The 25724-nt window shown below is 70.3% G+C and carries 22 protein-coding genes; 7 read left to right on the plus strand and 15 right to left on the minus strand.

Annotated features, from left to right (window positions below):
- Positions 1–3: 3 nt before the first annotated feature.
- A complete protein-coding gene (locus ACZ6ZP_RS33750) occupies positions 4–534 on the minus strand; it encodes an alkyl hydroperoxide reductase (RefSeq protein WP_190086364.1) in 531 nt (176 codons plus the stop codon).
- Positions 535–549: 15 nt separating this feature from the next.
- Positions 550–1104, minus strand: a complete 555-nt coding sequence (locus ACZ6ZP_RS33755) for a peroxiredoxin (RefSeq protein ID WP_351173091.1) — start codon at positions 1102–1104, stop codon at positions 550–552.
- A gap of 186 nt (positions 1105–1290) precedes the next feature.
- Here ACZ6ZP_RS33755 and ACZ6ZP_RS33760 point away from each other — a divergent pair, with 186 nt between their 5' ends.
- On the plus strand, positions 1291–2247 hold the full coding sequence (locus tag ACZ6ZP_RS33760) for a LysR substrate-binding domain-containing protein (RefSeq protein ID WP_351173094.1): 957 nt from the start codon (positions 1291–1293) through the stop codon (positions 2245–2247).
- A 36-nt stretch (positions 2248–2283) separates the two neighbouring features.
- On the opposite strand, the gene ACZ6ZP_RS33765 is transcribed toward ACZ6ZP_RS33760, so the two are convergent.
- The 3 genes from ACZ6ZP_RS33765 to ACZ6ZP_RS33775 are packed head-to-tail and all read right to left on the minus strand — an operon-like array spanning position 2284 to position 5947.
- Positions 2284–4740, minus strand: a complete 2457-nt coding sequence (locus ACZ6ZP_RS33765) for an ABC transporter permease (protein WP_383826296.1) — start codon at positions 4738–4740, stop codon at positions 2284–2286.
- Positions 4737–5423, minus strand: a complete 687-nt coding sequence (locus ACZ6ZP_RS33770; RefSeq protein WP_351173096.1) for an ABC transporter ATP-binding protein — start codon at positions 5421–5423, stop codon at positions 4737–4739. The genes ACZ6ZP_RS33765 and ACZ6ZP_RS33770 overlap by 4 nt, the downstream gene beginning before the upstream one ends.
- Positions 5420–5947 carry a PadR family transcriptional regulator gene (locus ACZ6ZP_RS33775; protein WP_351173099.1) on the minus strand — a complete coding sequence of 176 codons (528 nt, stop codon included), beginning with the start codon at positions 5945–5947 and terminating at the stop codon, positions 5420–5422. The genes ACZ6ZP_RS33770 and ACZ6ZP_RS33775 overlap by 4 nt, the downstream gene beginning before the upstream one ends.
- A gap of 326 nt (positions 5948–6273) precedes the next feature.
- Between ACZ6ZP_RS33775 and ACZ6ZP_RS33780 the strand changes: the two genes are divergently transcribed.
- Entirely contained in the window at positions 6274–8538 is a 2265-nt protein-coding gene (locus ACZ6ZP_RS33780; RefSeq protein ID WP_351173102.1) for a transglycosylase domain-containing protein, read from the plus strand.
- Between the two features lie 100 nt (positions 8539–8638).
- On the opposite strand, the gene ACZ6ZP_RS33785 is transcribed toward ACZ6ZP_RS33780, so the two are convergent.
- From ACZ6ZP_RS33785 to ACZ6ZP_RS33800, 4 genes are all read right to left on the minus strand, one after another.
- The gene (locus ACZ6ZP_RS33785) at positions 8639–10492 is read right to left on the minus strand and encodes a SpoIIE family protein phosphatase (protein ID WP_469409577.1); all 1854 of its coding nucleotides are present in this window, start codon (positions 10490–10492) and stop codon (positions 8639–8641) included.
- 310 nt (positions 10493–10802) lie between these two features.
- Positions 10803–11450, minus strand: coding sequence for a class I SAM-dependent methyltransferase (locus ACZ6ZP_RS33790; protein WP_351173108.1), 648 nt, complete (start codon positions 11448–11450; stop codon positions 10803–10805).
- 172 nt (positions 11451–11622) lie between these two features.
- Positions 11623–12309 (minus strand): cytidylyl-2-hydroxypropylphosphonate hydrolase, encoded by a 687-nt coding sequence (gene fomD / locus ACZ6ZP_RS33795; protein WP_351173111.1) that lies wholly within the window; start codon positions 12307–12309, stop codon positions 11623–11625.
- Between the two features lie 66 nt (positions 12310–12375).
- On the minus strand, positions 12376–13788 hold the full coding sequence (locus tag ACZ6ZP_RS33800) for a class II fumarate hydratase (RefSeq protein WP_383820552.1): 1413 nt from the start codon (positions 13786–13788) through the stop codon (positions 12376–12378).
- A 122-nt stretch (positions 13789–13910) separates the two neighbouring features.
- On the opposite strand from ACZ6ZP_RS33800, the gene ACZ6ZP_RS33805 reads away from it, so the two are divergent.
- Complete coding sequence (locus ACZ6ZP_RS33805; protein WP_469409582.1) at positions 13911–15452, plus strand: ricin-type beta-trefoil lectin domain protein; 1542 nt, start codon at positions 13911–13913, stop codon at positions 15450–15452.
- Positions 15453–15522: 70 nt separating this feature from the next.
- Here the strand turns inward: ACZ6ZP_RS33805 and ACZ6ZP_RS33810 are convergent, their stop codons facing one another.
- A complete protein-coding gene (locus ACZ6ZP_RS33810) occupies positions 15523–17190 on the minus strand; it encodes a fumarate hydratase (protein WP_351173120.1) in 1668 nt (555 codons plus the stop codon).
- Positions 17191–17368: 178 nt separating this feature from the next.
- Between ACZ6ZP_RS33810 and ACZ6ZP_RS33815 the strand changes: the two genes are divergently transcribed.
- Together ACZ6ZP_RS33815 and ACZ6ZP_RS33820 are read left to right on the plus strand one after the other, a co-directional pair.
- The gene (locus ACZ6ZP_RS33815; RefSeq protein ID WP_351173123.1) at positions 17369–18049 is read left to right on the plus strand and encodes a DUF1707 SHOCT-like domain-containing protein; all 681 of its coding nucleotides are present in this window, start codon (positions 17369–17371) and stop codon (positions 18047–18049) included.
- Positions 18050–18186: 137 nt separating this feature from the next.
- On the plus strand, positions 18187–18564 hold the full coding sequence (locus tag ACZ6ZP_RS33820) for a WhiB family transcriptional regulator (protein ID WP_351173126.1): 378 nt from the start codon (positions 18187–18189) through the stop codon (positions 18562–18564).
- 105 nt (positions 18565–18669) lie between these two features.
- Here ACZ6ZP_RS33820 and glpX read toward each other — a convergent pair whose 3' ends face one another.
- Positions 18670–19701, minus strand: coding sequence for a class II fructose-bisphosphatase (glpX, locus tag ACZ6ZP_RS33825; RefSeq protein WP_351173129.1), 1032 nt, complete (start codon positions 19699–19701; stop codon positions 18670–18672).
- 162 nt (positions 19702–19863) lie between these two features.
- Between glpX and ACZ6ZP_RS33830 the strand changes: the two genes are divergently transcribed.
- On the plus strand, positions 19864–20382 hold the full coding sequence (locus ACZ6ZP_RS33830; RefSeq protein ID WP_366462946.1) for a DUF4245 domain-containing protein: 519 nt from the start codon (positions 19864–19866) through the stop codon (positions 20380–20382).
- 155 nt (positions 20383–20537) lie between these two features.
- On the opposite strand, the gene ACZ6ZP_RS33835 is transcribed toward ACZ6ZP_RS33830, so the two are convergent.
- The 4 genes from ACZ6ZP_RS33835 to ACZ6ZP_RS33850 all read right to left on the minus strand — a co-directional run bounded on the left by ACZ6ZP_RS33835 (position 20538) and on the right by ACZ6ZP_RS33850 (position 24639).
- Positions 20538–21128 carry a malonic semialdehyde reductase gene (locus ACZ6ZP_RS33835; protein WP_351173135.1) on the minus strand — a complete coding sequence of 197 codons (591 nt, stop codon included), beginning with the start codon at positions 21126–21128 and terminating at the stop codon, positions 20538–20540.
- Between the two features lie 186 nt (positions 21129–21314).
- A complete protein-coding gene (locus ACZ6ZP_RS33840; RefSeq protein WP_383820564.1) occupies positions 21315–21575 on the minus strand; it encodes an exodeoxyribonuclease VII small subunit in 261 nt (86 codons plus the stop codon).
- Positions 21576–21585: 10 nt separating this feature from the next.
- Positions 21586–22794 (minus strand): exodeoxyribonuclease VII large subunit, encoded by a 1209-nt coding sequence (gene xseA / locus ACZ6ZP_RS33845; RefSeq protein WP_351173141.1) that lies wholly within the window; start codon positions 22792–22794, stop codon positions 21586–21588.
- A gap of 453 nt (positions 22795–23247) precedes the next feature.
- Positions 23248–24639 (minus strand): APC family permease, encoded by a 1392-nt coding sequence (locus ACZ6ZP_RS33850; RefSeq protein ID WP_351173144.1) that lies wholly within the window; start codon positions 24637–24639, stop codon positions 23248–23250.
- Between the two features lie 76 nt (positions 24640–24715).
- Between ACZ6ZP_RS33850 and ACZ6ZP_RS33855 the strand changes: the two genes are divergently transcribed.
- Positions 24716–25708 carry a 4-hydroxy-3-methylbut-2-enyl diphosphate reductase gene (locus ACZ6ZP_RS33855; RefSeq protein WP_351173147.1) on the plus strand — a complete coding sequence of 331 codons (993 nt, stop codon included), beginning with the start codon at positions 24716–24718 and terminating at the stop codon, positions 25706–25708.
- Positions 25709–25724: the final 16 nt, after the last annotated feature.

Consider the following 25724-nt stretch of genomic DNA (forward strand, 5'->3'; position numbering starts at 1 on the left):
GCGTTACGCCAGGGACTCCTCGGAGTCCAGCGTGACGCCGACCGCCTGGATCACGGCGGCGATCTTGAAGGCTTCCTGGATCGTCTCGCGATCCACGCCGGCCTTCCGCAGCACCTGCTCGTGCGAGTCGAGGCACTGGCCACAGCCGTTGATCGCGGAAACCGCGAGCGACCACAGCTCGAAGTCGACCTTCTCCACGCCCGGGTTGCCGATGACGTTCATCCGCAGGCCGGCCCGCATCGTCCCGTACTCCGGGTCCGAGAGCAGGTGGCGCGTGCGGTAGAAGACGTTGTTCATCGCCATGACGGCCGCGGCCGACTTGGCGGCGGTGTACGCCTCGGGGGAGAGGTTCGCCTTCGCCTCGGGCTCCAGCTCGCGCAGCACCTTGGGGGAGCGGGAGGCGATCGCGCAGGCGAGCACCGTGCCCCACAGCTGCTGCTTCGGCAGGTCCGAGTTGCCGATGACCGAGCCGAGGTTCAGCTTCAGGTCCTTGGCGTAGTCCGGTACGGCGGACTTCAGTTCGTCGAGTGCCATGTCAGTAGGCTCCGTTCACTCGCCCGAGAGGAGCGCGACCGGGTCCAGGGTCTCGTCGCCCTTGCTCCAGTTGCACGGGCAGAGCTCGTCCGTCTGGAGCGCGTCGAGGACCCGGAGGACCTCCTTGGGGTTACGGCCGACGGAACCGGCGGTCACCATCGTGAACTGGATCTCGTTGTTCTGGTCGACGATGAAGACGGCGCGCTGGGCGAAGCCGTCCTCGCCCTCGATGCCGAGGTCACGCATGAGCTCGTGCTTCGAGTCGGCCAGCATCGGGAAGGGCAGGTCCGTCAGGTCCGGGTGGTCCTTGCGCCAGGCGTGGTGCACGAACTCGGAGTCACCGGAGAAGCCGAGGACCTGGGCGTCACGGTCGGCGAACTCGTCGTTCAGCTTGCCGAAAGCGGCGATCTCGGTCGGGCACACGAAGGTGAAGTCCTTGGGCCACGCGAAGACGATCTTCCACTTGCCCTCGTAGGTCTTGTGGTCGATCTGCTGGAACTCGGAACCCTGCTCCAGCGAGACACAGGCAGTCAGATCGAACTGGGGGAACTTGTCACCGACAGTGAGCACGCGCTCTCCTTGCTGCAAAGAAAATCCCTTTTGGGGAGTTTCCTGGGGGGTTGGACTGATGTTGATGGTGGCACAGGGTGCATTGATTAGGGAAATAGCTAGAGTGGGTCGTGTTGATCGGACCTGGCTATCAGTGCCAGTAGTAAGAGGACACCGGAATCGACACCGGAATCAAGGAGGAGTGCCGTGGCCACCAGCGCCAAGCCCGCGGCCAAACGCGGCGCCCGCCAGCCCAGCCTCGCCCAGCTGCGTGCCTTCGCCGCCGTCGCCGAGCATCTGCACTTCCGGGATGCCGCCGCCGCGATCGGCATGAGTCAGCCCGCGCTCTCCGGCGCCGTCTCGGCCCTGGAGGAGACACTCGGTGTCACCCTGCTCGAGCGTACGACCCGCAAGGTGCTGCTCTCGTCGGCGGGCGAGCGCCTCGCGGTGCGGGCCAGGGCCGTCCTCGAGGAGGTCGGGGCGCTGATGGAGGAGGCCGACGCGGTGCGCGCGCCGTTCACCGGGGCGCTGCGGCTCGGCGTGATCCCGACGGTGGCGCCCTATCTGCTGCCCACGCTCATCGGGCTCGTCCACGAGAAGTACCCGGACCTCGATCTCCAGGTGCACGAGGAGCAGACCTCGTCGCTGATCGAGGGCCTGGGCGCGGGACGCCTCGACCTGCTGCTGCTCGCCGTGCCGCTCGGCGTGCCCGGCGTCACCGAACTACCCCTGTTCGACGAGGACTTCGTGCTCGTCACCCCGCTGGACCACTGGCTCGGCGGGCGCGAGGGCATCCCGCGCGACGCCCTGCGCGAGCTGAACCTGCTGCTGCTCGACGAGGGGCACTGCCTGCGCGACCAGGCCCTGGACATCTGCCGGGAGGCCGGGCGCGCGGACGCCCCGGTGACCACGACGGCCGCCGGGCTCTCCACCCTCGTACAGCTGGTGGCCGGCGGGCTCGGTGTGACGCTGCTTCCGCGCACCGCCGTCCGCGTCGAGACCAGCCGCAGCAACCAGCTGCTCACGGGGTACTTCGCGGACCCGGCGCCGACCCGGCGCATCGCCCTCGCGATGCGTACGGGGGCCGCGCGGGCCGCCGAGTACGAGGTGCTCGCCGCCGCCCTGAGGGGGGCCGTAAAGCCGTTGCCGGTGCGGGTGTTGTGACCCCGCACCGGCAACGATCCGCCCCCGCTGGGGCAGTTACTCCGTACGCAGGCCGTCCGGGCGCATCATGCGCCACAGCGGCGGCAGGCTGAGCAGCGTCACGACCGCGACGAGGGCGGCGCCGGCCGCCGTCAGGGGGACGAAGAGCCACCAGTCGGTGACCGACTTCTGGATCATGCGGACCATGACCCAGCCGAGGCCGAGGCCGCCCGCGACGGCGAGCACCAGGCCGATCACGACCGGAATCGCGGTCTGCCACAGGATCGACCACGCCATCGACGCGCGGCGCGTGCCGAACGCGGTGAGGGCCGCGAGCAGGCGCTTGCGCTCCCGCAGTTGCTCGGTCATCGAGACCAGCATGGACGCCGCGATCAGGCCCATCGTCGCCATCGCGCCGATCCGCAGGCCGTTCTGGATGGTGGCGTACTGCTTGTCGCGCTCGACCGCGCGCAGCGTCGTCACGTCGAGGAACGGGTCGACGTGGGCCGCGGTGTTGCGGATGTACTCCTCGGAGTCCCGGACGTCCGGGTCGACCTGGATCATCGCCGTCGTCGTGGCGTCGGCCATCTTGGACATGTCGATCGCGCCGGGTGTGGCGTAGATGCCGTCGTGCAGGTCGCCGCCCGGGTCGGGGCGCGCCGTGACCGTGCGCGAGTCGGCGGGCAGCGTCCACGGGACGTGCCGGTGGCCGGCCTCGTCCCAGCTGATGGCGTTCAGGTCGATGGGCTTGCCCGGCCTTGCCGACTGGTCGACCCAGTCGTTCATCTCGGTGTCGCCGGTGTGCACGACGAAGGTGTCGCCGTCCGTGCAGCTGCCGATGCGGGCGAGCTCGCGCAGGTTCGCGCAGGTGCCGACCGTCAGCTCCGTGGTGGGCCGCAGGGCGTCGGGGTCCTTCAGCTTGCCCGGCTTCACGACGTACGTGGAGACCGTGCCGATGACGTTCTTGACGCCCTTGGTCGTGCGGAACTTGTCGATCATCCGGTCGGCGAGGCCGCCGTCGCCGACGTCCGCCCTGACCACCAGCTTGGCGCGGCCCGGGTCGCTGCCGGTCATCCGGTTGAAGTCGTCGTTCATCGCGACGAACAGCATCTGCAGGGCGATCGCGCCCGCCACCGCGACGGTGATGCCGCTGACCGCGCGGGCCGCCGTACCGCTGCTCAACTGGAGCCTGCGGGTGGCCAGCTGCCAGGGCACGGGGCCGCCGCCGCGCAGCCGGGCCACGCTCGCCTCGACGAGCCAGGGCAGCAGCGCGGCCAGGCCCACCAGGGTGAGCGTCGCGCCCACACCGATGGAGACGACCGGCGCCCCCACGTCGCCCCCGACGTAGCCGTTGACCACGTCGCCCCCGACCTGGCCCGAGGCGAAGAGGATTCCGAGGCCCAGGAGCGGCATCACGACGCGCCACCAGACGCGGCGCTTGCGGGGCCTGGTGCTGCGCACGACGCCCAGCGGTTCGATGGAGACGGCCCGCAGCGAGATCAGCGTGACCACGACGGCGGTGACGGGCACGGCGAGCAGGATCAGCGCGGCGAGGCCGGGCACCGGCACCACGTCGGAGGGGAACGCGCTGATCTTCCACCCGTCGAGGGTGCCGATCACCTCGCGCACGCCCAGGAAGAACAGCCCGCCCAGGGCGAGGCCGAGCAGCGCGCCGCACAGGGCCTCGCCCGCCGCGATCCGCCGCACGCTGTGCGCGTCCGCGCCGACCAGGCGCAGCGCGGCGAGCCGCCGGTCGCGCCGGTCGCCGCCGAAGCGGACCGCCGTGCCGATGAAGATGATCACCGGGGTCAGCAGCACCACGCAGATCAGGACCACCAGGACGATCAGCAGCGGGTCCATGGGTTCCGCGGGCTCTTCGTACCCGAAGGCCGCCACGCGGTGGCCGCCCTTGGCCTGGGTCAGGGCGTCGGAACCGGCGTAGTAGTAGAGCTCCTTGGGGTTGGTCAGGCCCGCGTCGCCGATGGTGTCCGTGATCCGGTACTCGCCGAACCGCTCCTTCAGGAGGGCGCCGTCGGAGCTGTCCAGGAGCTCGCGCAGTGCGGGCGACACGGCCATCTCGCCGTCCGCCGGGAGCTTTTTCAGGCCCGGCGGCAGGGTCGGGTTGCTGCCCTCGGCGCGCAGCACGCGGCCGCTGACCGTCGCGTCGCGGAAGTCGGTGGGGACGTCGCGCTGGAGGACCGTGGAGTCGGAGCGCTCGACCTTCTCGGCGGTGAACTGGTCGTTGGCCGAGCGGGCCACCGAGCGGTCCTCGCGCTCCTTGAGCAGATTGGGCACGGACGAGGCGCCGAGCAGCAGCGCCACACCGAGGCCCACGCCGACCGCCGTGAGCAGGGTGCGGGTCCAGCCCTCACGGCCGCCGCCGACGGCGAAACGTATGCCCATCACGAGGTCGCGGGCGAAGGCGCGGGGTCCCCCCGTGGACACGGTCGCGGTGCCGTCGGCGAGCGGCGGCCGGGAGGCCGCACGGGCCCTGGAACGCGTGTCGAGACTCATATCGCCCGCTCCATGTCCCGTGACCTGCCGTCGCGCACGACGATCTCGCGGTCGGAGTAGGCCGCGACCCGCGTCTCGTGCGTGACCAGGACCACGGCGGCGTTCGTCGAGCGCGCGGCGTCGGTGAGCAGCTCCATCACGCGCTCGCCGTTGAGCGAGTCGAGCGCGCCGGTCGGTTCGTCGGCGAAGACCACACGCGGGCTCGTGGCGAGCGCGCGGGCCACGGCGACGCGCTGCCCCTGGCCGCCGGAGACCTCGCCGGGCCGCTTGGCGGCGACGTCCTCGACCTCCAGGCGCTCCATCCAGGTACGGGCGGTCGCCTCGGCCTCCTTGCGCTTCGCGCCGTTGAGCCGCAGCGGAAGCGCCACGTTCTCCACGCAGGTCAGCTCCGGGACCAGCTGGCCGAACTGGAAGACGAACCCGAACTCGCTGCGGCGCAGGGCGCTCAGCGCGGCGTCCGGCAGGCCCACGAGCTCGCGGCCGTTGTACGTGATGGAGCCCGAGTCGGGCTTGACGATCCCCGCGAGGCAGTGCAGGAGCGTGGACTTGCCGGAGCCGGACGGGCCCATGACGGCGACGACCTCTCCGGGGTGGATGGAGAAGCCCGCGTCGTCGAGCGCGGTCGTCGGACCGTACGTCTTGCGAAGACCGGAGGCGGTGAGAAGGGAACCGGCGGGGGTCATGCGGAGCGCACCTCCTGGGCGAGCCTGCCGAGGCGTGCGGCGGCCAGTTCGAGCCAGCGCAGATCGGCTTCGAGGTGGAAGAGCGCGTGGTCGCAGATCAGCTGGTCGGCGAGGTCACCCTTGCGCTTGCGGTCGGTGAGTATGCGCATCAGGCGCAGGTGCTCGGCCCGCTGGGCGTCGAGCATCTCCGAGGCGTCGCGCTCGGTGAGGAGCGCGAGGACGACCTTCGTGTAGAGGGTCGACTGGAGGTAGGGCTCGGGCTTCTCCGGGGTGGCGAGCCACCGCTCGACATCGGTGATGCCGGCTTCGGTGATCGCGTACCGCTTGCGCTCGGGTCCGCCGCCCGCCTCTATGCCGTCGACCTCCACGAGGCCGTTCTTCAGGAGGCGGGACATGGTCGAGTAGACCTGCCCGTAGTGCAGTGGCTTGTCGTGACCGAACTTCTCGTCGAAGGTGCGCTTGAGGTCGTAGCCGTGGCGCGGGCCCGACTCAAGAAGGCCGAGGAGGGTGTGACCGATGGACATGCGGAGCACTCTACACGGCGTGTATACGTGCCGTGTATACCCCTGGTGCAGAGCTGGGCGAGGGCTGATCGAGGTCTGACCAAGGGCTCACAGGTTCGAAATCCGGGCAACCTTCTGGGCCCCGAAACCGTCGATTTACTCGGGGCAATCACCGGTTCCGGTGGGGCGGGTGCTGATTGTCACGTCCGGAAAAGGCCGGATCGGCAGTCCTTTGTCCCTAGGTGCGGTGTTAGCTTCTTGAGCTGACTTGACGGTCATCTGTACGGACGACACCGCACGACGACGTACGGACAAGCGAACGAGACGGAAGCGGAGCACTCAGACTCATGGGCCGAGCGGAAGAGCGACAAGCGCGGCAGCGCGGCGCGCGCCGGGCGTCGCGCGGGCGCACCGCCGGTGGCGGCAAACCCAAGCGCACGGGCATACGCCGCTTCTTCACGCTGAAGAAGATCCTGGGTACGTTCTTCGGGCTCTGCCTGCTCGGCATGCTCTCCTTCGTCGTCCTCTACATGGTGGTCGACGTGCCCGAGGGCAACGCGGCGGCCAAGCTCCAGAGCAACGTCTACAAGTACAAGAACGGCGACGTCATCGCCAGGACCGGCGAGCTGAACCGCGAGGTCGTCGACCTGGACAAGGTGCCCAAGAAGGTGCAGCGCACCTTCGTGGCCGCCGAGAACAAGTCCTTCTACAAGGACAAGGGCGTCGACTTCAAGGGCACGGCCCGCGGCGTGATCAACACCGTCTCCGGCAAGGGCAAGCAGGGTGGCTCGACGATCACCCAGCAGTACGTCAAGAACTACTACTTGACGTCGGACCAGACGGTGACCCGCAAGCTCAAGGAACTGGTCATCTCGCTGAAGGTGGACCAGAACAAGAGCAAGGACTACATCCTCGCCGGGTACATCAACACCAGCTACTACGGCCGCGGCGCCTACGGCATCCAGGCCGCGGCCCAGGCCTACTACGGCGTCGACGCCGAGGAGCTGAACGTCTCGCAGGGCGCCTATCTCGCCGCCCTCCTCCAGGCCCCGAGCCAGTACGACTGGACCTCCGCCACGGACGCCAGCAGGAAGCTGGTCGAGGCGCGCTGGAACTACGTGCTCGACAACATGGTCGAGGAGAACTGGCTGCCCGCGAGCGAGCGCGAGCAACTGAAGTTCGACAAGCCGGACCCGCCCAAGGCCGCGCCCGGCCTGGAGGGCCAGGCCGGTTACCTCGTGAGGGAGGCCAAGGCCGAGGTCATGAAGGCCGGTCACCTCAGCGAGGAGCAGTTCGACGCGGGCGGCTACACGATCACGCTCAACATCGACAAGAAGAAGCAGAAGCAGCTCGAGAAGGCCGTCGACAAGAAGCTGAACGACCAGCTCGACCCCGACAAGCGCAAGGCCGACGCCCGGGTGCAGGCCGGTGCCGCGTCCGTCGACCCCAAGACCGGCAAGGTCTTGGCGATGTACGGCGGCGAGGACTACGTCAAGCACTACACGAACAACGCCACCCGGCGTGACTACCAGCCGGCGTCGACCTTCAAGCCGCTGATCCTGGCGGCCGCCCTGGAGAACGGCGCCAGGACGCAGTCCGGCCAGCCGATCACGGCGAACACCGTCTACGACGGCACCAGCAAGCGCCCGGTCAAGGGCAGCGACGTCGCCTTCGCGCCGCCGAACGAGGACGACAAGAGCTACGGCCCGGTCACCGTCCAGAAGGCGATGAACAAGTCCATCAACTCCGTCTTCGCGCAGATGGGCGTGGACGTCGGCATGGACGACGTCCTGGAGACCGCGGGCAAGCTCGGCATGGACGTCGACGACCTGCCCGCCGTGCCCGCGCAGACCCTGGGCACCATGGGCGCGAGCCCGCTGGAGATGGCGGGTGTCTACGCGACGCTCGACAACCACGGCAAGAAGGTCACCCCCACGATCGTGGCCTCCGTCGAGCACAAGGACCGCACGATCGAGCTGCCGGACGCGATCGGCGAGCGGGTGGTCGAGCGCGGCACCGCGGACTCGCTCACCTCGGTCCTGACCGGTGTGGTCGACGACGGCACGGGCCGCGCGGTGCGCAGCCCCGTCCAGGACGTGGCGGGCAAGACCGGTACGTCCGACGACAACAAGTCGGCCTGGTTCGTCGGCTACACGCCCAAGCTGGTCACCTCCGTGGGCCTGTTCGGCGAGGGCGCGGCCGGCACGGCCGAGCAGAGCAAGCAGGTCTCCATGAAGGGCGCCGGCGGTCTGCCGCGCGTGGACGGCGGCAGCTTCCCGGCGCAGATCTGGGCGGCGTACACCTTCGACGCGATGGGCTCGCCCAGCAAGTTCGACCTGGACACGTCCATGGGCGCGGCCATCGCGCCGCCCCCGGACCCGACGACGCAGGCTCCCGAGGAGCCGACGGAGGAGCCGTCGGAGACGGAGAAGCCGACGACGAAGCCGCCGACGGACGACCCGACGACGGAGAAGCCGACGGAGACCCCGACGACCGAGCCGCCGACGGACGACCCGACCACGGAGCCGCCGACGGGCGACCCGGAGGAGCCGGACCCGACGGACTCCATCGAGATCCCGGAGAACCCGAACGGGCGGCCGGGCAGGGACTGACGGCTACACGGCACGTCGCACGGCACGGTACGGCGAAGGCGCCCGGAAGCAACTGCTTCCGGGCGCCTTCGCCGTACCGTGCCCCGCGATCAGGCCCGGTTCAGGTGTGGTTCAGCTCGAACCACACCACCTTGCCGGTGCTCAGGCGCGTCGCGCCCCACCGCCGGGCCAGCTTGTTGACCAGATAGAGGCCGCGCCCGCCCTCGTCCATGGCCCGCGCCTGCCGCAGCCGCGGCAGCTGCGGCACGTCGTCGCCGACCTCGCAGCGCAGCACGTCCGTACGCAGCAGACGCAGGGTCACCGGGCGCGACGCGTACCGCACGGCGTTCGTCACGACCTCGCTGACCAGGAGCTCCAGGGAGTCGGTCAGCTCCTGGAGGCCCCAGCGCTCCAGGGCGCTGCGGGCCAGGCGCCGGGCGCGGGCGGGCGTGGCGTCCTCCGGCTCCAGGTACCAGTACGCGACGTCGCTCGGCGCGATCCCGTCGAAGCGGGCGGCGAGCAGCGCGATGTCGTCGTCCCGGTCGCCGGGGCCGAGCATGTCGAGCACGTCGTCGCAGAGGGCTTCCAGGGGCGGCGGATGGTCGGGGCCCGTCAACTGCGCGGTGGCGGCGAGACGTTCGCGCAGCTGCTCTATCCCGGTCCACACGTCCCGCAGCCGGGACTCCACCAGGCCGTCCGTGTACAGGAGCAGCGTGGCGCCCGCGGGTGCGTCCAGCTCCACGGCCTCGAAGTCCACGCCGCCCACGCCGATGGGCGCGCCCGGCGGGACCCGCAGGACCTCGGCGCGGCCGCCCAGGTGCAGCAGGACGGGCGGCGGGTGACCGGCGTTGGCGATCGTGATGCGGTGCGCGACCGGGTCGTAGACCGCGTAGAGGCAGGTCGCCATGCGGTCCGAGCCGAGCCGCTGGGCCTGCTCGTCCAGGTGGTGCAGGACCTCCTGGGGCGGCAGGTCGAGCCCGGCCAGGGTCTGGGCCGTCGTACGCAGCTGGCCCATGATCGCGGCCGAGGTCATGGAGTGCCCCATGACGTCGCCCACCACGAGCGCGACCCGGCTGCCGGGCAGCGGGATCGCGTCGTACCAGTCACCGCCCACGCGGGCCGTCTCGGCGGCCGGGAGATACCGGGACGCCAGGCGGACGCCGGTGGGGCGCGGCAGGGTCTCGGGCAGCATCGTGCGCTGGAGCTCGTCGGCGATGTACGCCTCGCGGCCGTACAGCACGGCCTTGTCGATGCCGAGCGCGCTGTGCGTGGCCAGCTGGGCGGCGACCAGGAGGTCGTCGGCCTCGAACGCGGGCCGGTCGGGGCGGCGCAGGAACACCGCGGCGCCGATCACCCGGCGCCTGCCCCGCAGCGGGGCGAGGATCGTGCGCTGCCCCGAGGGCGCCGTGCGGCCGTCGCCGAGCAGTTCGGGCAGCGCGGCGCGGGCCGCCGGGGCGTCGGCGAAGACCGGGCGCACGCCGCGCAGGACCTCGGCGAGGGCGCCGCCGGGCTGCACCTCGCACAGCTCGGCGGTCGCCACGAGGTCGGTCTGCACCTGCAGGGCGGGCATGGCGCCGCCTTCGGTGTCGGGCTCCTCCGCCCCTTCCTCGATGGAGCGCAGCCGGTCGGTGCGGCGCAGGCGCAGTACGAGGGCGCCGCTGGGCCGCTCCTCGCCGACCGGCAGCGGGTCGCGCAGGTAGACGAGGATCGCGTCCGAGAAGGTCGGCACCGTGGCCCGGCACAGGCCCATCACGATCTCGTCCAGGTCGATGCCGCGGGCGATGCGCCGGGTGGCCGCGCCCACGAAGCGCAGGCGGTCGCCGTCGCGCCGCATCGCCGCCGGGCCGGAGCCCGGCGGCCGCGGCTGTCCCGTGCGCCGCTCCTCACCGTCCGGGGAGCCCGTGGGGGCGCCGTCGGGGAAGTCGGGGCCGCCGCCCTGCCCGGACCCCTGGGCGGGGTCGGGCCGCGGCGGCACGCCTTCGGGGGCGGGGCGCGGCCGGTGCGGGTCGGGCTGCTGGCCCGAGTGCCCCGACGACTGGGAGTGCTCGTCGCTGGGGCTCGCGGTGCAGTCGCCCGCCCTGGCCTGGGGCTGTGCGGGTAAAGCTGCCGCGCCCGGGTTGTTCCGTGCCTTCGGGGCACGCGCCTGCGCCCCGCGGGGATCCGCGGGGGCGGCGGGCCGGGCAGCTCGGGGCTGTCGGCCCTCGTCGGGGATGGAGTGCTCCGTCACGCGTTTCGAATCCGTCCGTCCGGGGCTGCGCCTTGGTGTCCGGTGGTGGCTACTTTGGTCAGCCGCGTCGGCAGTGCAGGAAGAGCTGGTGCTCGGGTGGTACGTCGGTACTCGCCGGGGCGTAGGAGTACGTGTCCTCGTCGACGATGTCGAAGCCCGCGTCCCGTACGACCTGGCGCAGTTCGTCTCGCAGGTAACCGGATACCCGGATTGTGTGCCCCAGGAACGGAATTCCCGCGTCATCCAGGTCGGCCTCGACCATGGCGAGCGCGAGCAGGCCGCCGGGGCGCAGCAGTCCGTGCAGCAGCCGCAGAGCGTACGGGATCTCGTCGCGCGGCAACATCAAGAGCGCGAAGAACGCCGCGATCCCGTCGAATTGCCCGACGCCACCCGGCCCTTCGGCCCGCAGCGCCGCCAGGTCGAGCTGCCGGAACTCGGCGTTCTGCGCAGGCACGTTCTTCCTGGCGAGGTCGAGCATGCCGGCGGAGAGATCGACGCCGAGGACGAAGTGCCCGGCGTCCGCGAGCTGGCGGGCGGTCGGCAGACCCGTGCCGCACCCCACGTCGAGCACCCTCGACCCGGGCGGCAGCGCGTCGGCGAGCCTGCGCCCGGCGGCCAGCTGGCCGTCCTTGTGCGGGAAGGCGTCGTCGTAGTGCTGTCCGATCGCGTCGAAGGCCTCGGCCTGTCCCGTCCGGTCGGGGAGCATGCCGGATGGCCCCCCGTACCTGTCGAACCCGCTCGCCTCGCTCACGTTCTGCCGCCCTTCGATGACACCCTGTCAGGCAACGCGCAAGCTCAGGGAGTTGCTGCTGAGTTGCTGCTGTGCGCCCTTGCGGAGGACGATCCTACGTTTGAACCATGGGGGCGCATCAAGGGTCTCATGACGTCACATGCGTGGGCGTGCGGTCCCAGTCATCCGGAAGGGGCGGAATCGTCCAGTCCGGATCGGGGCGCCAGTGCTGCCAGTTGTCCGAAAAGGGCAGTCCCCACGCGTGGATCACATCGATGACGGCATGCCCGGCGGCCCGCACCTCCCGCGCTTTTCCCGCCTCCATGAGGCCGGCGCGCTGAGCCTGGACGAATTCGTCCTCGTCGTGCCACTGCCACGTCCGGTCCGGCCGCACGGAGATGTCCAGAAAGTGATCCTCGGAATCGATGCCTCCGGCCCAACGGGCGCGCGGCTCCTCGAGATTCACGTACCAGTTCTTGAACTGCCATCCCGGGTCCCAGAACAGCCACACCGACCACGGCTCCCGGGGCCGGGCCAACTTCAGCACGCCGGTGCCGAACCAGTGGTCCTTGAGGAGGGCGCGCGGCTTGGTGTAGCGGGTGGCGAGTGGCTCGTGGTGCACCGGTGTCCCGTCCGCGAGCACGGGCTTCACGCATTCGGTCCCGGGGGCCATCCACACGGCGAGCAGCTCTTCGGTGTCCTGCACGACCGTGACGGGCCGGCAGATGTGGATCCGATTCCCGGCGTTCTCCTTGTACCGCCACAGCACATGGGAGCCGGGGGCCCAGCGTGCTGTCTCGCTGCTCGTCGTTGGCGGCGTGGTGAGGTCTGTCATGCAGAGATATTAGTCGGCGCCCGGGCAAGCTCTTCGGAACGTGCCCGGGCGTCAAGGTGAACAGCCCTACGGGTGCGTCATCCGCAGGACGTCCAGCGCCTCGTCCAACTGCGTCAAGGAGAGCTCGCCCCGCTCGACGTATCCGCCTTCGAGCACGACCTCACGGATGGTCTTCCGTTCGGCCAGCGACTTCTTGGCGACCTTCGCCGCCTCCTCGTACCCGATGTACTTGTTCAGCGGAGTGACGACGGAGGGCGACGACTCGGCGTACTCACGGGCCCGTTCGGCGTTCGCGGTGATTCCGTCCACCGTCCGGTCGGCGAGCAGCCGCGACACATTGGCGAGGAGCCGCACGGACTCCAGGACGTTCTTCCCGATGACCGGCAGCATCACGTTCAGCTCGAAGTTCCCCGCGGCCCCCGCGGCGGCAACTGTCGCGTCATTGCCGGTGACTTGCGCGGCGACCATCAGGACCGCCTCCGGAATGACCGGGTTCACCTTTCCCGGCATGATCGACGAACCGGGCTGGAGGTCGGGCAGGTTGATCTCGGCGAGACCGGTCCGCGGGCCGGACGCCATCCAGCGCAGATCGTTGGCGATCTTCGTGAGGCCGACGCCGATCGTCCGCAGCTGGCCGCTGGTCTCGACGATCCCGTCCCGCGCGCCCTGGGCCTCGAAGTGGTTGCGGGCCTCGGTCAGCGGAAGCCCCGTGGACCGCGCCACCTCGTCGATGACGGCCGCCGAGAAGCCGGGCGGGGTGTTGATGCCGGTGCCCACCGCCGTGCCGCCCAGCGGCAGTTCGGCCAGGCGCGGCAGCGAGGCCGTGAGGCGCTCCACGCCGTGGCGCACCTGCGCCGCGTAGCCGCCGAACTCCTGGCCCAGGGTCACCGGCGTCGCGTCCATCAGGTGCGTGCGGCCGGACTTCACCACGTCGGCGAACTCCGCCGACTTCCGCTCCAGGGCGGTCGCCAGGTGTTCGAGCGCCGGGATCAGGTCCTGCGTCACGGCGCCCGTGGCCGCGATGTGGATCGAGGACGGGAAGACGTCGTTCGAGGACTGGGAGGCGTTCACGTGGTCGTTCGGGTGGACGTCCTTGCCCAGGCGCTCCGTCGCGAGCGTCGCGATCACTTCGTTCGTGTTCATGTTGGACGACGTGCCGGAGCCGGTCTGGAAGACGTCCACGGGGAAGTGCTCGTCCCAGCGGCCCTCGGCCACCTCGCCCGCGGCGTCCGCGATCGCCTCCGCGACGTCCTTGTCGAGCACCCCGAGGTCCGCGTTCACCTTCGCCGCGGCCGCCTTGATCCGGGCAAGCGCGGCGATGTGCGCGCGCTCCAGGCGCTGTCCGGAGACGGGGAAGTTCTCCACCGCCCGCTGCGTCTGCGCCCGCCACTTGGCGTGCGCGGGGACCCGCACCTCGCCCATGGAGTCGTGTTCGATCCGGTACTCACCGCTGTCGCTCGCGCTGGCGTCGCTGGTCATGCCTCGAACCTACCTCTCCGTCAAACCTCGCTGAAAAGTTGAGCACTTGTCTTGTTCTAGGTATTCCCAAGGCTCTTACTCACCAGTAAAAACCGTGGGTAACACCAAACCGGGGAGGCGCAATGAAGCGCATCAGACGCGACCGCCAGAGCAGGCTGCGATGTACGTTCGCGGCGGCCGTGGCGATGGCGGCGGTGCTCGGCACGGCAGCCGCCGTGCCGGCCCAGGCCGCCGAGGGCGGGAACAGGGCGGCGTCGTCCACGCCCCTGCCGCCCGAGCTCGAGAAGATCCGGGCGGCCGAGGCCACCAAGCTCTACGGCGACCCGGCCGAGCGCCCGCTCGCCGACCGCAGGACCGGGCTCATCTCGCTCGGCGACAGCGAGATCTCGGGGGAGGGCGTCGGAACGTACGAACCCGGCACGGACGGCCCCGACAACTGGTGCCACCGCTCCCCGGACGCCGCGATCCACCGCACCGGCATCCCCGCCGACGTGACGTACAACGTCGCCTGCTCGGGGGCGCAGACCGTCAACATCAAGATCGGCGGGCAGAAGCAGTACCCCGACGAGCTGGTGCAGAGCGACAATCTCGCCGTCAAGGCGCGCAACACCAAGATCAAGGCCATCATGCTCGTCATCGGGGCCAACGACGACCTCGAGTTCGCGCCGGTGATGACCGACTGCGTCACGCGCTTCCTGCTCAGCCAGGGCGCCTGCGCGGGCAAGTACACGGCGGGCTGGCAGGCGCGGGTCGACGCGCTGGTGCCCAAGGTCGAGCAGTCCATCCGCGACCTGAAGACCGTCATGAAGGACGCCGGTTACGCGGGCGGCGACTACAAGCTGGTCGTCATGGGCTACCCGAGCCCGATCGGCCCGGACTTCCGGGACAACCCCCAGTTCCCGGGCAAACTGGTCTGCGGCGGTCTCGGCTACGACTCCGACACCGAGTGGGGCCGCAACTACGCCGTCCCCACCTTCGAGACCGGCATGCGCAAGGCGGTCAGGGCCGCGGGCGCGACCTACCTCGACAACTCACGCCTCTTCCACGGCCATGAGGTCTGCATGGAGGACACCTGGGCGCGCGGTCTCTACGTGGACCTCTCCAACCCGTTCCCGCCGGACTCCAACTCGGTCCGCCAGTCCTTCCACCCCAACGCCCGCGGCCACGCGGCCTTCGCCTCCTGCCTGACGCAGCTCTACGACTCCGGCTGGAGCGAGGGCGGCTGCGCGGACCCGGCGAGCACCGGCAGCCCGAAGCTCTACCAGGGCGCCTGGGGCGACGCGTACAAGCCGCTCAAGAACGAGGGCACGGGTACGTGCGTGGACGTGGACGCCTCGAAGAGCCGCAACGGCACCAAGGTCCAGGGCTGGGACTGCACCGGCAACCGCAACCAGACCTGGTGGTACGACGGCGGCCCCGACGGCCGGCGGTCCGTGCACACCGGCCTGACCCAGGACCGGTGCCTGGACGTCCCGGGCGCCGCGAAGGAAGGCACCGCCGTCACGCTGTGGAACTGCCACGGCGGCGCCAACCAGAAGTTCGCCCGCGAGGCCGGGACCCTGCGCCCGACCGCCGACACCGGGCTCTGCCTGACCCTGGCGGGCGCCAAGGAGCCGCTGCGGCTCCAGAAGTGCACGGGGGCGGCGAACCAGCGGTTCGCCTGACCTGACCCCCGGGACACAGAAGGGCCCTCTCCGCATCCCGCGCGGAGAGGGCCCTCTTTCCTGTGCGTCGTTACGCCAGGCCGGGTCCGCGGACCGGGATGGACGTGAACGTCGGCTCCGGAGCCGGGTTCTGGAAGAAGTCGTTGCCCTTGTCGTCGACCACGACGAAGGCCGGGAAGTCCTCGACCTCGATCTTCCACACCGCTTCCATGCCGAGCTCCTCGTACTCGACGACCTCGACCTTCTTGATGCAGTCCTGGGCCAGCCGCGCGGCGGGGCCGCCGATCGAGCCCAGGTAGAAGCCGCCGTGCGCGTCGCAGGCGTCGGTGACCTGCTTGGAGCGGTTGCCCTTGGCGAGCATGACCTTGGAGCCGCCCGCCGCCTGGAACTGCTCCACGTAGGAGTCCATGCGGCCGGCCGTCGTCGGGCCGAAGGAGCCGGAGGCGTAGCCCTCGGGGGTCTTGGCGGGACCGGCGTAGTAGACCGGGTGGTCCTTCAGGTACTGCGGCATCTCCTCGCCCGCGTCGAGCCGCTCCTTGATCTTGGCGTGCGCGATGTCGCGGGCCACGACGAGGGGGCCGGTCAGCGAGAGGCGGGTCTTCACCGGGTGCTTGGTGAGCTCGGCGAGGATCTCGTCCATGGGCTGGTTCAGGTCGATCTTGACGACGTCCGCGGAGTCGTCGAGGTGCTCGTCCGTGGTGTCCGGCAGGAACCGCGCCGGGTCCGTCTCCAGCTGCTCCAGGAAGACGCCATCGGCGGTGATCTTCGCGGTGGCCTGGCGGTCGGCCGAGCAGGAGACGGCGATCGCGACGGGCAGCGAGGCGCCGTGGCGCGGCAGGCGCACCACACGGACGTCGTGGCAGAAGTACTTGCCGCCGAACTGCGCGCCGATGCCGATCTTCTGCGTCAGCTCGAAGACCTTCTCCTCCAGCTCCTTGTCCCGGAAGCCGTGGCCGGTCGGCGAACCTGAGGCGGGCAGCTCGTCCAGGTAGTGCGCGGAGGCGTACTTCGCGGTCTTCAGGGCGAACTCGGCGCTGGTGCCGCCGACGACGATCGCCAGGTGGTACGGCGGGCAGGCGGCCGTACCCAGCGAGCGGATCTTCTCCTCCAGGAACTTCATCATGGAGGCCTCGTTCAGGACGGCCTTCGTCTCCTGGTAGAGGAACGACTTGTTGGCCGAGCCGCCGCCCTTGGCCATGAAGAGGAACTTGTAGGCGCCGCCGTCGGTCGCGTACAGCTCGATCTGGGCCGGGAGGTTGGAGCCGGTGTTCTTCTCCTCCCACATGTTCAGCGGGGCCATCTGCGAGTAGCGCAGGTTCAGCTTCGTGTACGCGTCGTAGATGCCGTGCGAGAGCGCCTTCTCGTCCTCACCTTCGGTGAGGACGTTCTGACCGCGCTTGCCCATCACGATGGCCGTGCCGGTGTCCTGGCACATGGGGAGCACGCCCGCCGCCGCGATGTTCGCGTTCTTCAGCAGGTCGAGCGCCACGAACTTGTCGTTGCCCGACGCCTCCGGGTCGTCGACGATGCGCCGCAGCTGGGCCAGGTGCGCGGGCCGCAGGTAGTGCTGGATGTCGTGGATCGCCTCGGCGGCGAGCGTGCGCAGCGCCTCGGGATCGACCTTGAGGAACGTCCGCCCGTCGGCCTCGAAAGTGGAGACGCCCTCGGAGGTCACCAGCCGGTACGGCGTGGTGTCCTCTCCCAGGGGGAGCAGATCGGAGTACTCGAACTCTGGCATTACGGCCATTCCTCACTCGGCAGACAGCGGCGCGGCCTCCATTGGCGACGCGCCAACCAGCGTAGAGCGCGCGCGATGGGCCGAGCCTGTGAGGTAAGGCTCAGTAAGGCGGCTTCAGGCCCAGTAAGGCGGTTTGAGGGGTAGTCGCGATCTATCGCGTCTGGGTACGCTGAGTGGTGTGGACCTAGAGAAGCGCCCTCAGCAGACCCACCCGGAACCGCAGCCCGCAGCGCTGCGCGCGTCGGACGCCGACCGGGATCGCACGGCGGACATCCTCCGCGAGGCCCTCGCCGAGGGCAGGCTGACCGCCGAGGAGCACGGCGAGCGGATCGACGGGGTCTATCGCGCCAAGACCATGGGTGAACTGGAGCCGCTGGTCAGCGACTTGCCCGCGGCGGGCGGCGCGGCGTATCCGGCGGGGACGCCCGAGCCCGCGCCCTCCCGCCCATCGGACGGCGTGGTGCCCCCGGTCGCCGACGAGAACCTGGTCGCGGTCTTCAGCAGCTCCGTCCGCAAGGGCCGCTGGCGCGTGGGCCGCCGCACGCACGCGTACGCGATCTTCGGCAACGTGGAGATCGACCTCAGCGAGGCGATCTTCGAGCAGCGGCAGGTCGTCATCAAGGCGGTCGCCATCTTCGGGAACGTGGAGATCCGCGTCCCGGAGAACGTCTCGCTGCGCGGCAGCGGCGCCGGCGTCCTCGGCAACTTCGAGGTGGACACGCTCGATTCGGTCGAGCAGGACGCCCCGGTCGTCTTCGTCGACGGGTACGCGGTCCTGGGCAACATCGAGGCGAAGCCCAAGCGGGGCAAGCTCGTCCGGGACCTGCACAAGCAGCTGCGCAAGCACCTCGGCCACTGATCGGCCACGGGGGCGCGGATCCGGCCACTGGCGGCGCGAACTTCCGTACATCGGAACTCAGTGCATAGGAGCATGCACAGCGGGTAGAGCTTGCTGCATCGTCTCTCGCTCGCGAAGCCGTCGTCAGGAGTAGACCCGTGCTGCAGCCGTCGCATCAGTCCCTGCAGGTCGCCGCTGTTCCGGCCCAGCGGGTGCCAGTGCGCGATCATCAAGACGCCCCATGGCACACCGAGGCGGTGTGCCGACGAGACGAGGCCGGGCTGTTCTTCGCCCCGTCCAAGGAGCCGACCGCCTCACGCCTGTCCCGGGAGGAGGCCGCCAAGCGCGTCTGCGGCCGCTGTCCCGTGATGGTCGAGTGCAGGGAACACGCCCTGCTCCAGCCCGAGCCGTACGGCGTCTGGGGCGGCCTCACGGCCGCGGAGCGCCGCGTGGTGCTCGCCAGGCGGCGCCGGCGCGAGGTGGAGCTCAAGAAGGCCGTGCACACGACCGCGGGCCCGATCGCCGCCGCCGGCTAGACCGGACGGCTCTTCCGTACGCCGAAGGGGGCGTCCCCCGCACGGGGCGCCCCCTCCGGTGTGCGCAACTCGCGCCCTGTAAAGCCTACTTGGCTCTGCCTGACGCTACTTGGCGCGGTCGAAGTCGATGGCGCTGTACGCGCGCAGCTTCGCGAGCCGGTGGTCCGAGTCGATCTTGCGGATCGTGCCCGACTTGGAGCGCATCACCAGGGACGAGGTCGAGGCCGTCTCCGCGGCGTACCGCACGCCCTGGAGCAGCTCGCCGTCCGTGATGCCGGTCGCGACGAAGAAGACGTTGTCCCCGCGGACCAGGTCGGTCGTCGACAGGGTGCGGTCCAGGTCGTGGCCCGCGTCCAGCGCGCGCTGGCGCTCCGCGTCGTCCTTCGGCCACAGCTTGCCCTGGATCACGCCGCCCAGGCACTTGATCGCGCAGGCCGAGATGATGCCTTCCGGGGTGCCGCCGATGCCCATGAGCATGTCGACGCCGGTGCCCTCGCGCACGGCCATGATCGAACCGGCGACGTCGCCGTCCGAGATGAACTTGATGCGCGCGCCGGTCTCGCGGATCTCCTTGACGATGCCCTGGTGGCGGGGGCGGTCGAGGATCATGACCGTGACGTCCTCGGGCGAACGGCCCTTGGCCTTGGCCACGCGGCGGATGTTCACGGAGGCGGGGGCGTTGATGTCGACGTAGTCCGCGGCCTCCGGGCCCGTGACCAGCTTGTCCATGTAGAAGACCGCGGAAGGGTCGAACATGGCGCCGCGGTCGGCGGCGGCCAGCACGGCGATGGCGTTCGGCATCCCCTTCGCGCAGAGGGTCGTGCCGTCGATCGGGTCGACGGCGATGTCGACCTCGGCGCCGGTGCTGTCACCGATGCGCTCGCCGTTGAAGAGCATCGGGGCCTCGTCCTTCTCGCCCTCCCCGATGACGACGACGCCGTTCATCGAGACGGTGGAGACGAGGGTCCGCATGGCCCTGACGGCGGCGCCGTCGGCGCCGATCTTGTCGCCGCGGCCGACCCAGCGGCCCGCGGCCATGGCGGCGGCCTCGGTGACCCGGACGAGCTCCAGGGCGAGGTTGCGGTCGGGAGCCTCGGGAGAGACTTCGAGCTCGGAGGGGAGATGATGCTCGGTCATCGGAGCGCACCTTTCTGCTGATACGACGACGGCCGGATGAGGGTGTGGCACGACTCTATCCGTAGGTCGACAAAATGAGCAGAGGGCCCCACGCATGAGCGGATCGGGCGCTTTGGGTGCACCGGGGGAAGAGCCTCGTCCGGGGCCTGAGAACATGGGCACGTGGCAGGCAGACAAGGCAAGCAGACCGTACGGAACATGCTGTGGTCGATGGCGGTGATCGCCCTCGTCGCCGGCTCGATCTACATCTTCATCCCGCACGACGACTCCAAGAGCCCCGTCAAGCGCGTCGACTACCGGGTGGAGCTGCTGACCGCGCGGCGGGCGGCGGCATATCCGGTGGTGGCCCCCGAGGGCCTGGCCAAGACGTGGAAGCCGACGTCGGTGCGGTTCGACGCCTCCAAGGGCGACAGCTGGCACCTGGGCTACCTCGACCCGTCGGGTGAGTACGTCGCGGTGAAGCAGTCCACGGCGAAGCCGGTGAAGTTCATCGAGGAGGCCACGCAGCGGGCCGTGCGCACGAAGGCGACCGAGAAGATCGGCGGCCAGACGTGGCACCGCTACGAGGGGCAGACGTACGACGCCCTGGTGCGCGAGGACAAGGGCGCGACGACGGTGGTCGCGGGGACGGCGTCGTTCGGGCAGCTGACGGAGATGGCGCAGGCGCTGAAGGCGTCCTGACGCTCCTGGTGACGAAACGAGTCACCTGGTGACGAACGAGTGAGGGCCCCGGCGCTGCCGCCGGGGCCCTCACTCGTGCTTGTACTGCTTGGCTCGTGCCGCTTGGCTCGTGCCGCTTGGCTCGTGCCGCTTGGCTCAGGCTGTGTGGCTCAGCCTCAGACGGTCTCGATGACCTGGTCGAACTCAAGGCGCGGGGAGCGCGGGAACCAGGCGTTCTCGGCCGGCTTGCCGATGTTGACGACCATCAGCGGGGTGTGGTCGCCGTCCAGGAACTCCTTCTGGACGGCGGCGGCGTCGAAGCCGGTCATCGGGCCCGCGGCCAGGCCGGCGGCGCGCACGCCGATGATGAAGTAGGCGGCCTGCAGCGCGGCGTTGAGGTGCGCGGCACCTTCGCGGGCCGGGCGCTCCGAGAAGAACACGTCCTTGGCCTGCGGGAAGTGCGGGAACAGCGCCGGCAGCTCCTGGTGGAACTCGTTGTCCGCGGAGAGGATCGCGACGAGCGGGGCGGACGAGGTCTTCGGCTGGTTGCCCTCGGCCATGTGCTGGACCAGGCGCTCGCGGGCCTCGGGGGAGCGGACCAGCGTGATGCGCAGCGACGACAGGTTGAAGGCGGTCGGGCCGAACTTGACCAGGTCGTAGATCGCCTGCACCTGCTCGTCGGTGACCGGCTCATCGGTGAAGGAGTTCGCGGTGCGGGCCTCGCGGAAGAGCAGGTCCTGTGCGGCGGGGTCAAGGACGAGAGACATGGATCAACCTTCTCGGTGCGTGCGTGGTGCGTACATGGTTCAGCTTGCGAGTCCGACCGTACGGCGTTGCGGTTTAAGTTTCAACCAAATCGGCCGCTTGGTGATCCGCTTCACAACGCACCAGGTCAGGGGCACCTTCACCCGATCAGGGATGGGCCCAGGCCGCGGGCCCCCGTCCGCCCCGCCTCAGGCGTCGTCGTCGCCCGCCGCCGCATCGCCGTCCCCGTCGGGCCCCGCCAGGGCCGCGTCCAGGCGGGCGCGGGCGCCGTCCAGCCAGCGGCGGCACACCTTGGCCAGCTCCTCGCCGCGCTCCCACAGGGCGAGCGACTCCTCGAGCGTGGTGCCGCCCGTCTCCAGGCGGCGTACGACCTCGATGAGCTCGTCCCGTGCCTGCTCGTAGCCGAGTGCGTCCGCCGGGCCCGTGGCCTCGTCCGTCTTGCTGGTCATGTGCCCCACCCTAAATGTCGGTTCGTACAGTGAACTCGCCCTCGGCGACCCGGGCCCGCAGCTGCTCGCCCGCGGTGACCTCGTCGGGGGCCCGCACCACGGCGCCGTCCTCCTTCTGCAGCACCGCGTACCCCCGCTGGAGCGTCGCGGCGGGGGAGAGGCCCACCACGCGCGCGTGGGTGTGCGTGAGCTCCGACTCGGCGCGGTCCAGGAGGTGCCCGAGCGTGCGGCGGCTGCGGTCGACGAGCGCCGAGACCTGCTCCTCGCGCTCCTCGATCATGCGGTGCGGATTCTCCATGGAGGGACGGCCCAGGGCGTGCGCGAGGCCGCGGTCCTCGCGGTCGAGGAAGGCGTCCATGCAGCGCCGGGCCCGGTCGCGCAGCCAGCGCACGCGCTCGTACTCCTCGCCGACGTCCGGCACGACCTTCTTGGCGGCGTCGGTGGGGGTGGAGGCGCGCAGGTCCGCCACGTAGTCGAGGAGGGGGTTGTCCGGCTCGTGCCCGATCGCGGAGACCACCGGCGTACGGCAGGAGGCGACGGCGCGCACGAGCTGCTCGTCCGAGAACGGCAGCAGGTCCTCCACGCTGCCGCCGCCGCGCGCCACGATGATCACGTCCACGGCGTCGAGCGCGTCGAGCTCCTTCACGGCCTGTACGACCTGCGGCACGGCGTGCACGCCCTGGACGGGGACGTTGCGCACCTCGAAGCGGACGGCGGGCCAGCGGTGCCGGGCGTTCTCCAGGACGTCCCGCTCGGCGGCGGACGCGCGGCCGGTGACGAGCCCGATGAGCTGCGGCAGGAAGGGCAGCGCCTTCTTCCGGTCGGCCGCGAAGAGCCCCTCCCCGGCGAGGCTCTTCTTCAACTGCTCGATGCGCGCGAGCAGTTCTCCCACGCCGACGGGCCTTATCTCGACGGCCCGCAGGGACAGCTGGCCCCGCGGCGCGTACCACTCGGGCTTGGCGTGGACGACGACTCGGGCGCCCTCGGAGACGACGTCCGCGACGGCGTCGAACACCTGGCGGTAGCAGGTGACGCTGACGGAGATGTCGTGCGAGGGGTCGCGCAGCGTCATGAAGACCACGCCGGCGCCGGGCCTGCGGGACAGCTGGGTGATCTGCCCCTCGACCCACACGGCACCGAGCCGGTCGATCCACCCACCGATGAGCCGCGACACCTCGCCGACGGGCAGCGGGGCATCAGCGGACGTGTTCAAAGCCATACCCCGAGCGTATCGGCAGGGTCCGACAGGACGGGGTTTCCCGTTTCGGGGCGGTGGGGTCGCCCACCGCATCACGGCCGAGTTTCCGTTTCGGGGTGTGGGTGTTGTCCTTCCCGCCTCGGCCGGGTTTCCGTTTCGGGGTGTGGGTGTTGTCCTTCCCGCCTCGATCGGGTTTCCGTTTCGGGGTGCGGGTGTTGTCCTTCCCGCCTCGGCCGGGTTTCCGTTTCGGGGCGCGGGTGTTGCCCATCCCGCCTCGGCCGCGCTCCCGCTTCAGGGCGCGGGAGCCGCCCACCCCGCTCTGCTCCCGCGCTCCGGGCTTGCTTCCCGCGCCTGCGCTCCCTGCTCCCGCACCCCTCCGCCCCCGCCCGCCCGCCCCCACCCCGCTCCTACGTTCAGGATCGGACGCGGAGTTTCGGGTGGGCGGGCGGGAGACATCCGCCGCGAAGCGGCGGCCTAGGAGGCCCCCCGACGAGCCCGCTGGGCAAAGAGCACAACCAGCCCCACGGCCAACCAGACCGCACCCACCACCTGCGCGGACCCCGCGGCCTCGACAATCACGGCAACAGTGATCGCAGCCCCCAGCACGGGCACCACCAGATGCCGCCACCAACTGACCGCACCCTCTCGCCGCTGAACCACGAACCACCCCACCACGCTCGCGTGGAGCAGAACGAACGCCGTCAGGGCCCCGACATTCACCACCGAAACCAGGTGATCCATCCCGTCGTCCCGCCGAGCCGCCCACACCGCCGCCACCATCGTCACGACGGCCGCACACAGCAGCGCCAGCCGAGGCGTACCGGAGTCGGTCTTCGACAGGGCCCCCGGCAGCCGCCGGTCACGCCCCATGGCGAAAAGGAGCCGCCCCGCAGCGGCCTGCCCCGCCAGCGCGGCGAACGCCGCACCGATCGCCTTGCTGACGGCCACCAGGTCATGGAGCCAGTCCCCGACCGCCGAGTCGACCGCATCGTAGAAAGCGGACCCCTGCTTGGCCGGCTCGGCGGCCAGCTGCGCCGACGACACCGGTTCAAGAAGCGCGACCAGATACGTCTGGGCGATGAACAGCACACCGGCCAGCGCCAGACAGAAGAGCACCGCCCGCGCCACCTTCGCCGAGCCCCCCGTCACCTCCTCCGCGAACGAGGCGATCGCGTCGAAGCCCAGATACGAGAGCACCGCCACCGACACCGCCCCCACGACGGCACCCAGCGCGAACGCCCCCTGCGTACCGTCCCCGCTCAGCGGCGACAGCCAGTCCCGCTGCGCACCGTCCTGCACCAGGACGACGATCGCCGACACCATGAAGACGAGGAGGACCACGATCTCCATGGCGAGCACCAGGAACCCGACCCGCGCCGCCGTCCGTACGCCCCACAGGTTCAGCGCGGTCGTCACCAGGACCGCGATCGCCGTCCACACCCATCGGGAGACGGAGGGCACCAGGGCCTCCATCGCGATCCCGGAGAAGAGGTAGGCGACGGCGGGGATGAGGAGGTAGTCGAGCATCGCCATCCACCCGGCGATGAACCCGGGGCCGTTGCCGAGCCCCACGCGCGCGTAGGCGAAGACCGAGCCCGCCTGGGGGACCACCTTCACCATCTGGGCGTAGCTGAAGGCGGTGAACGCCATCGCGACGGTGGCGATGATGTAGACGAGGGCCACGGCGCCGTGCGACTTCGCGTCCAGCGTCCCGAAGACGCCGACCGGTGCCATCGGGGCGATGAAGAGCAACCCGTAGACGACAAGATCACGGAAGCCGAGACTTCGCCGCAGCCCGTCGCCCTCGGCAGCGGTGCCGGTATGGGCACCGGACGTCGTGTCTGAGTTGCCGGAGTAACCGGACATCGAGCCTCCGTAAGTGAACGCAGGCCTCCAGTCTCCCCAAGAAGCCGATCTTTGACGCGCTGGGCTCGGCCTTACGATGGGGGGCATGACTGCTTCGACTCCTGCCCGCCGAGTCCTGCTCGCCGCCCCCCGCGGCTACTGCGCGGGTGTGGACCGTGCCGTGATCGCCGTCGAGAAGGCCCTTGAGCAGTACGGGGCCCCGATCTATGTCCGCCACGAGATCGTCCACAACAAGTACGTGGTGCAGACCCTGGAGAAGAAGGGCGCCATCTTCGTCGACCAGACGGCAGAGGTCCCCGAGGGCTCCATCGTCATGTTCTCCGCGCACGGAGTGGCCCCGACGGTCCACGCCGAGGCCGCCGAGCGGAAACTGGCGACGATCGACGCGACGTGCCCCCTGGTCACCAAGGTCCACAAGGAAGCCGTCCGGTTCGCCAAGGACGACTTCGACATCCTCCTGATCGGCCACGAGGGCCACGAGGAGGTCATCGGCACGTCCGGTGAGGCGCCCGACCACATCACGCTCGTCGACGGCCCCGATGACGTCGCGAACGTCGAGGTCCGCGACCCGGACAAGGTCGTCTGGCTCTCCCAGACCACGCTCTCGGTCGACGAGACCATGGAAACGGTCGACGCCCTCAAGACCAAGTTCCCGGGCCTGATCTCCCCGCCCAGCGACGACATCTGCTACGCGACGCAGAACCGCCAGATCGCGGTGAAGAAGCTGGCGGAGGATGCCGAGCTCGTCATCGTCGTCGGCTCCAAGAACTCCTCGAACTCGATCCGCATGGTCGAGGTCGCCCTGGACGCGGGCGCCCCCGCGTCGCACCTGGTCGACGGCGCAGATGAGATCGACGAGGCCTGGCTGGAGGGCGTGAGCACGGTCGGCCTCACCTCGGGCGCCTCCGTGCCGGACATCCTGGTGGACGGCGTCATCGAGTGGCTCGCCGAGCGGGGCTACGCAGACGTGGAGACGGTGAAGACGGCCGACGAGTCGATCACCTTCTCGCTGCCCAAGGAGCTCCGCCGCGACCTGCGCGCCGAGGCCGCGGAGCTGTCGAAGAAGTAACGCGGAGGCCAGGTGC

The organism is Streptomyces sp. NPDC054047 (assembly GCF_055585065.1).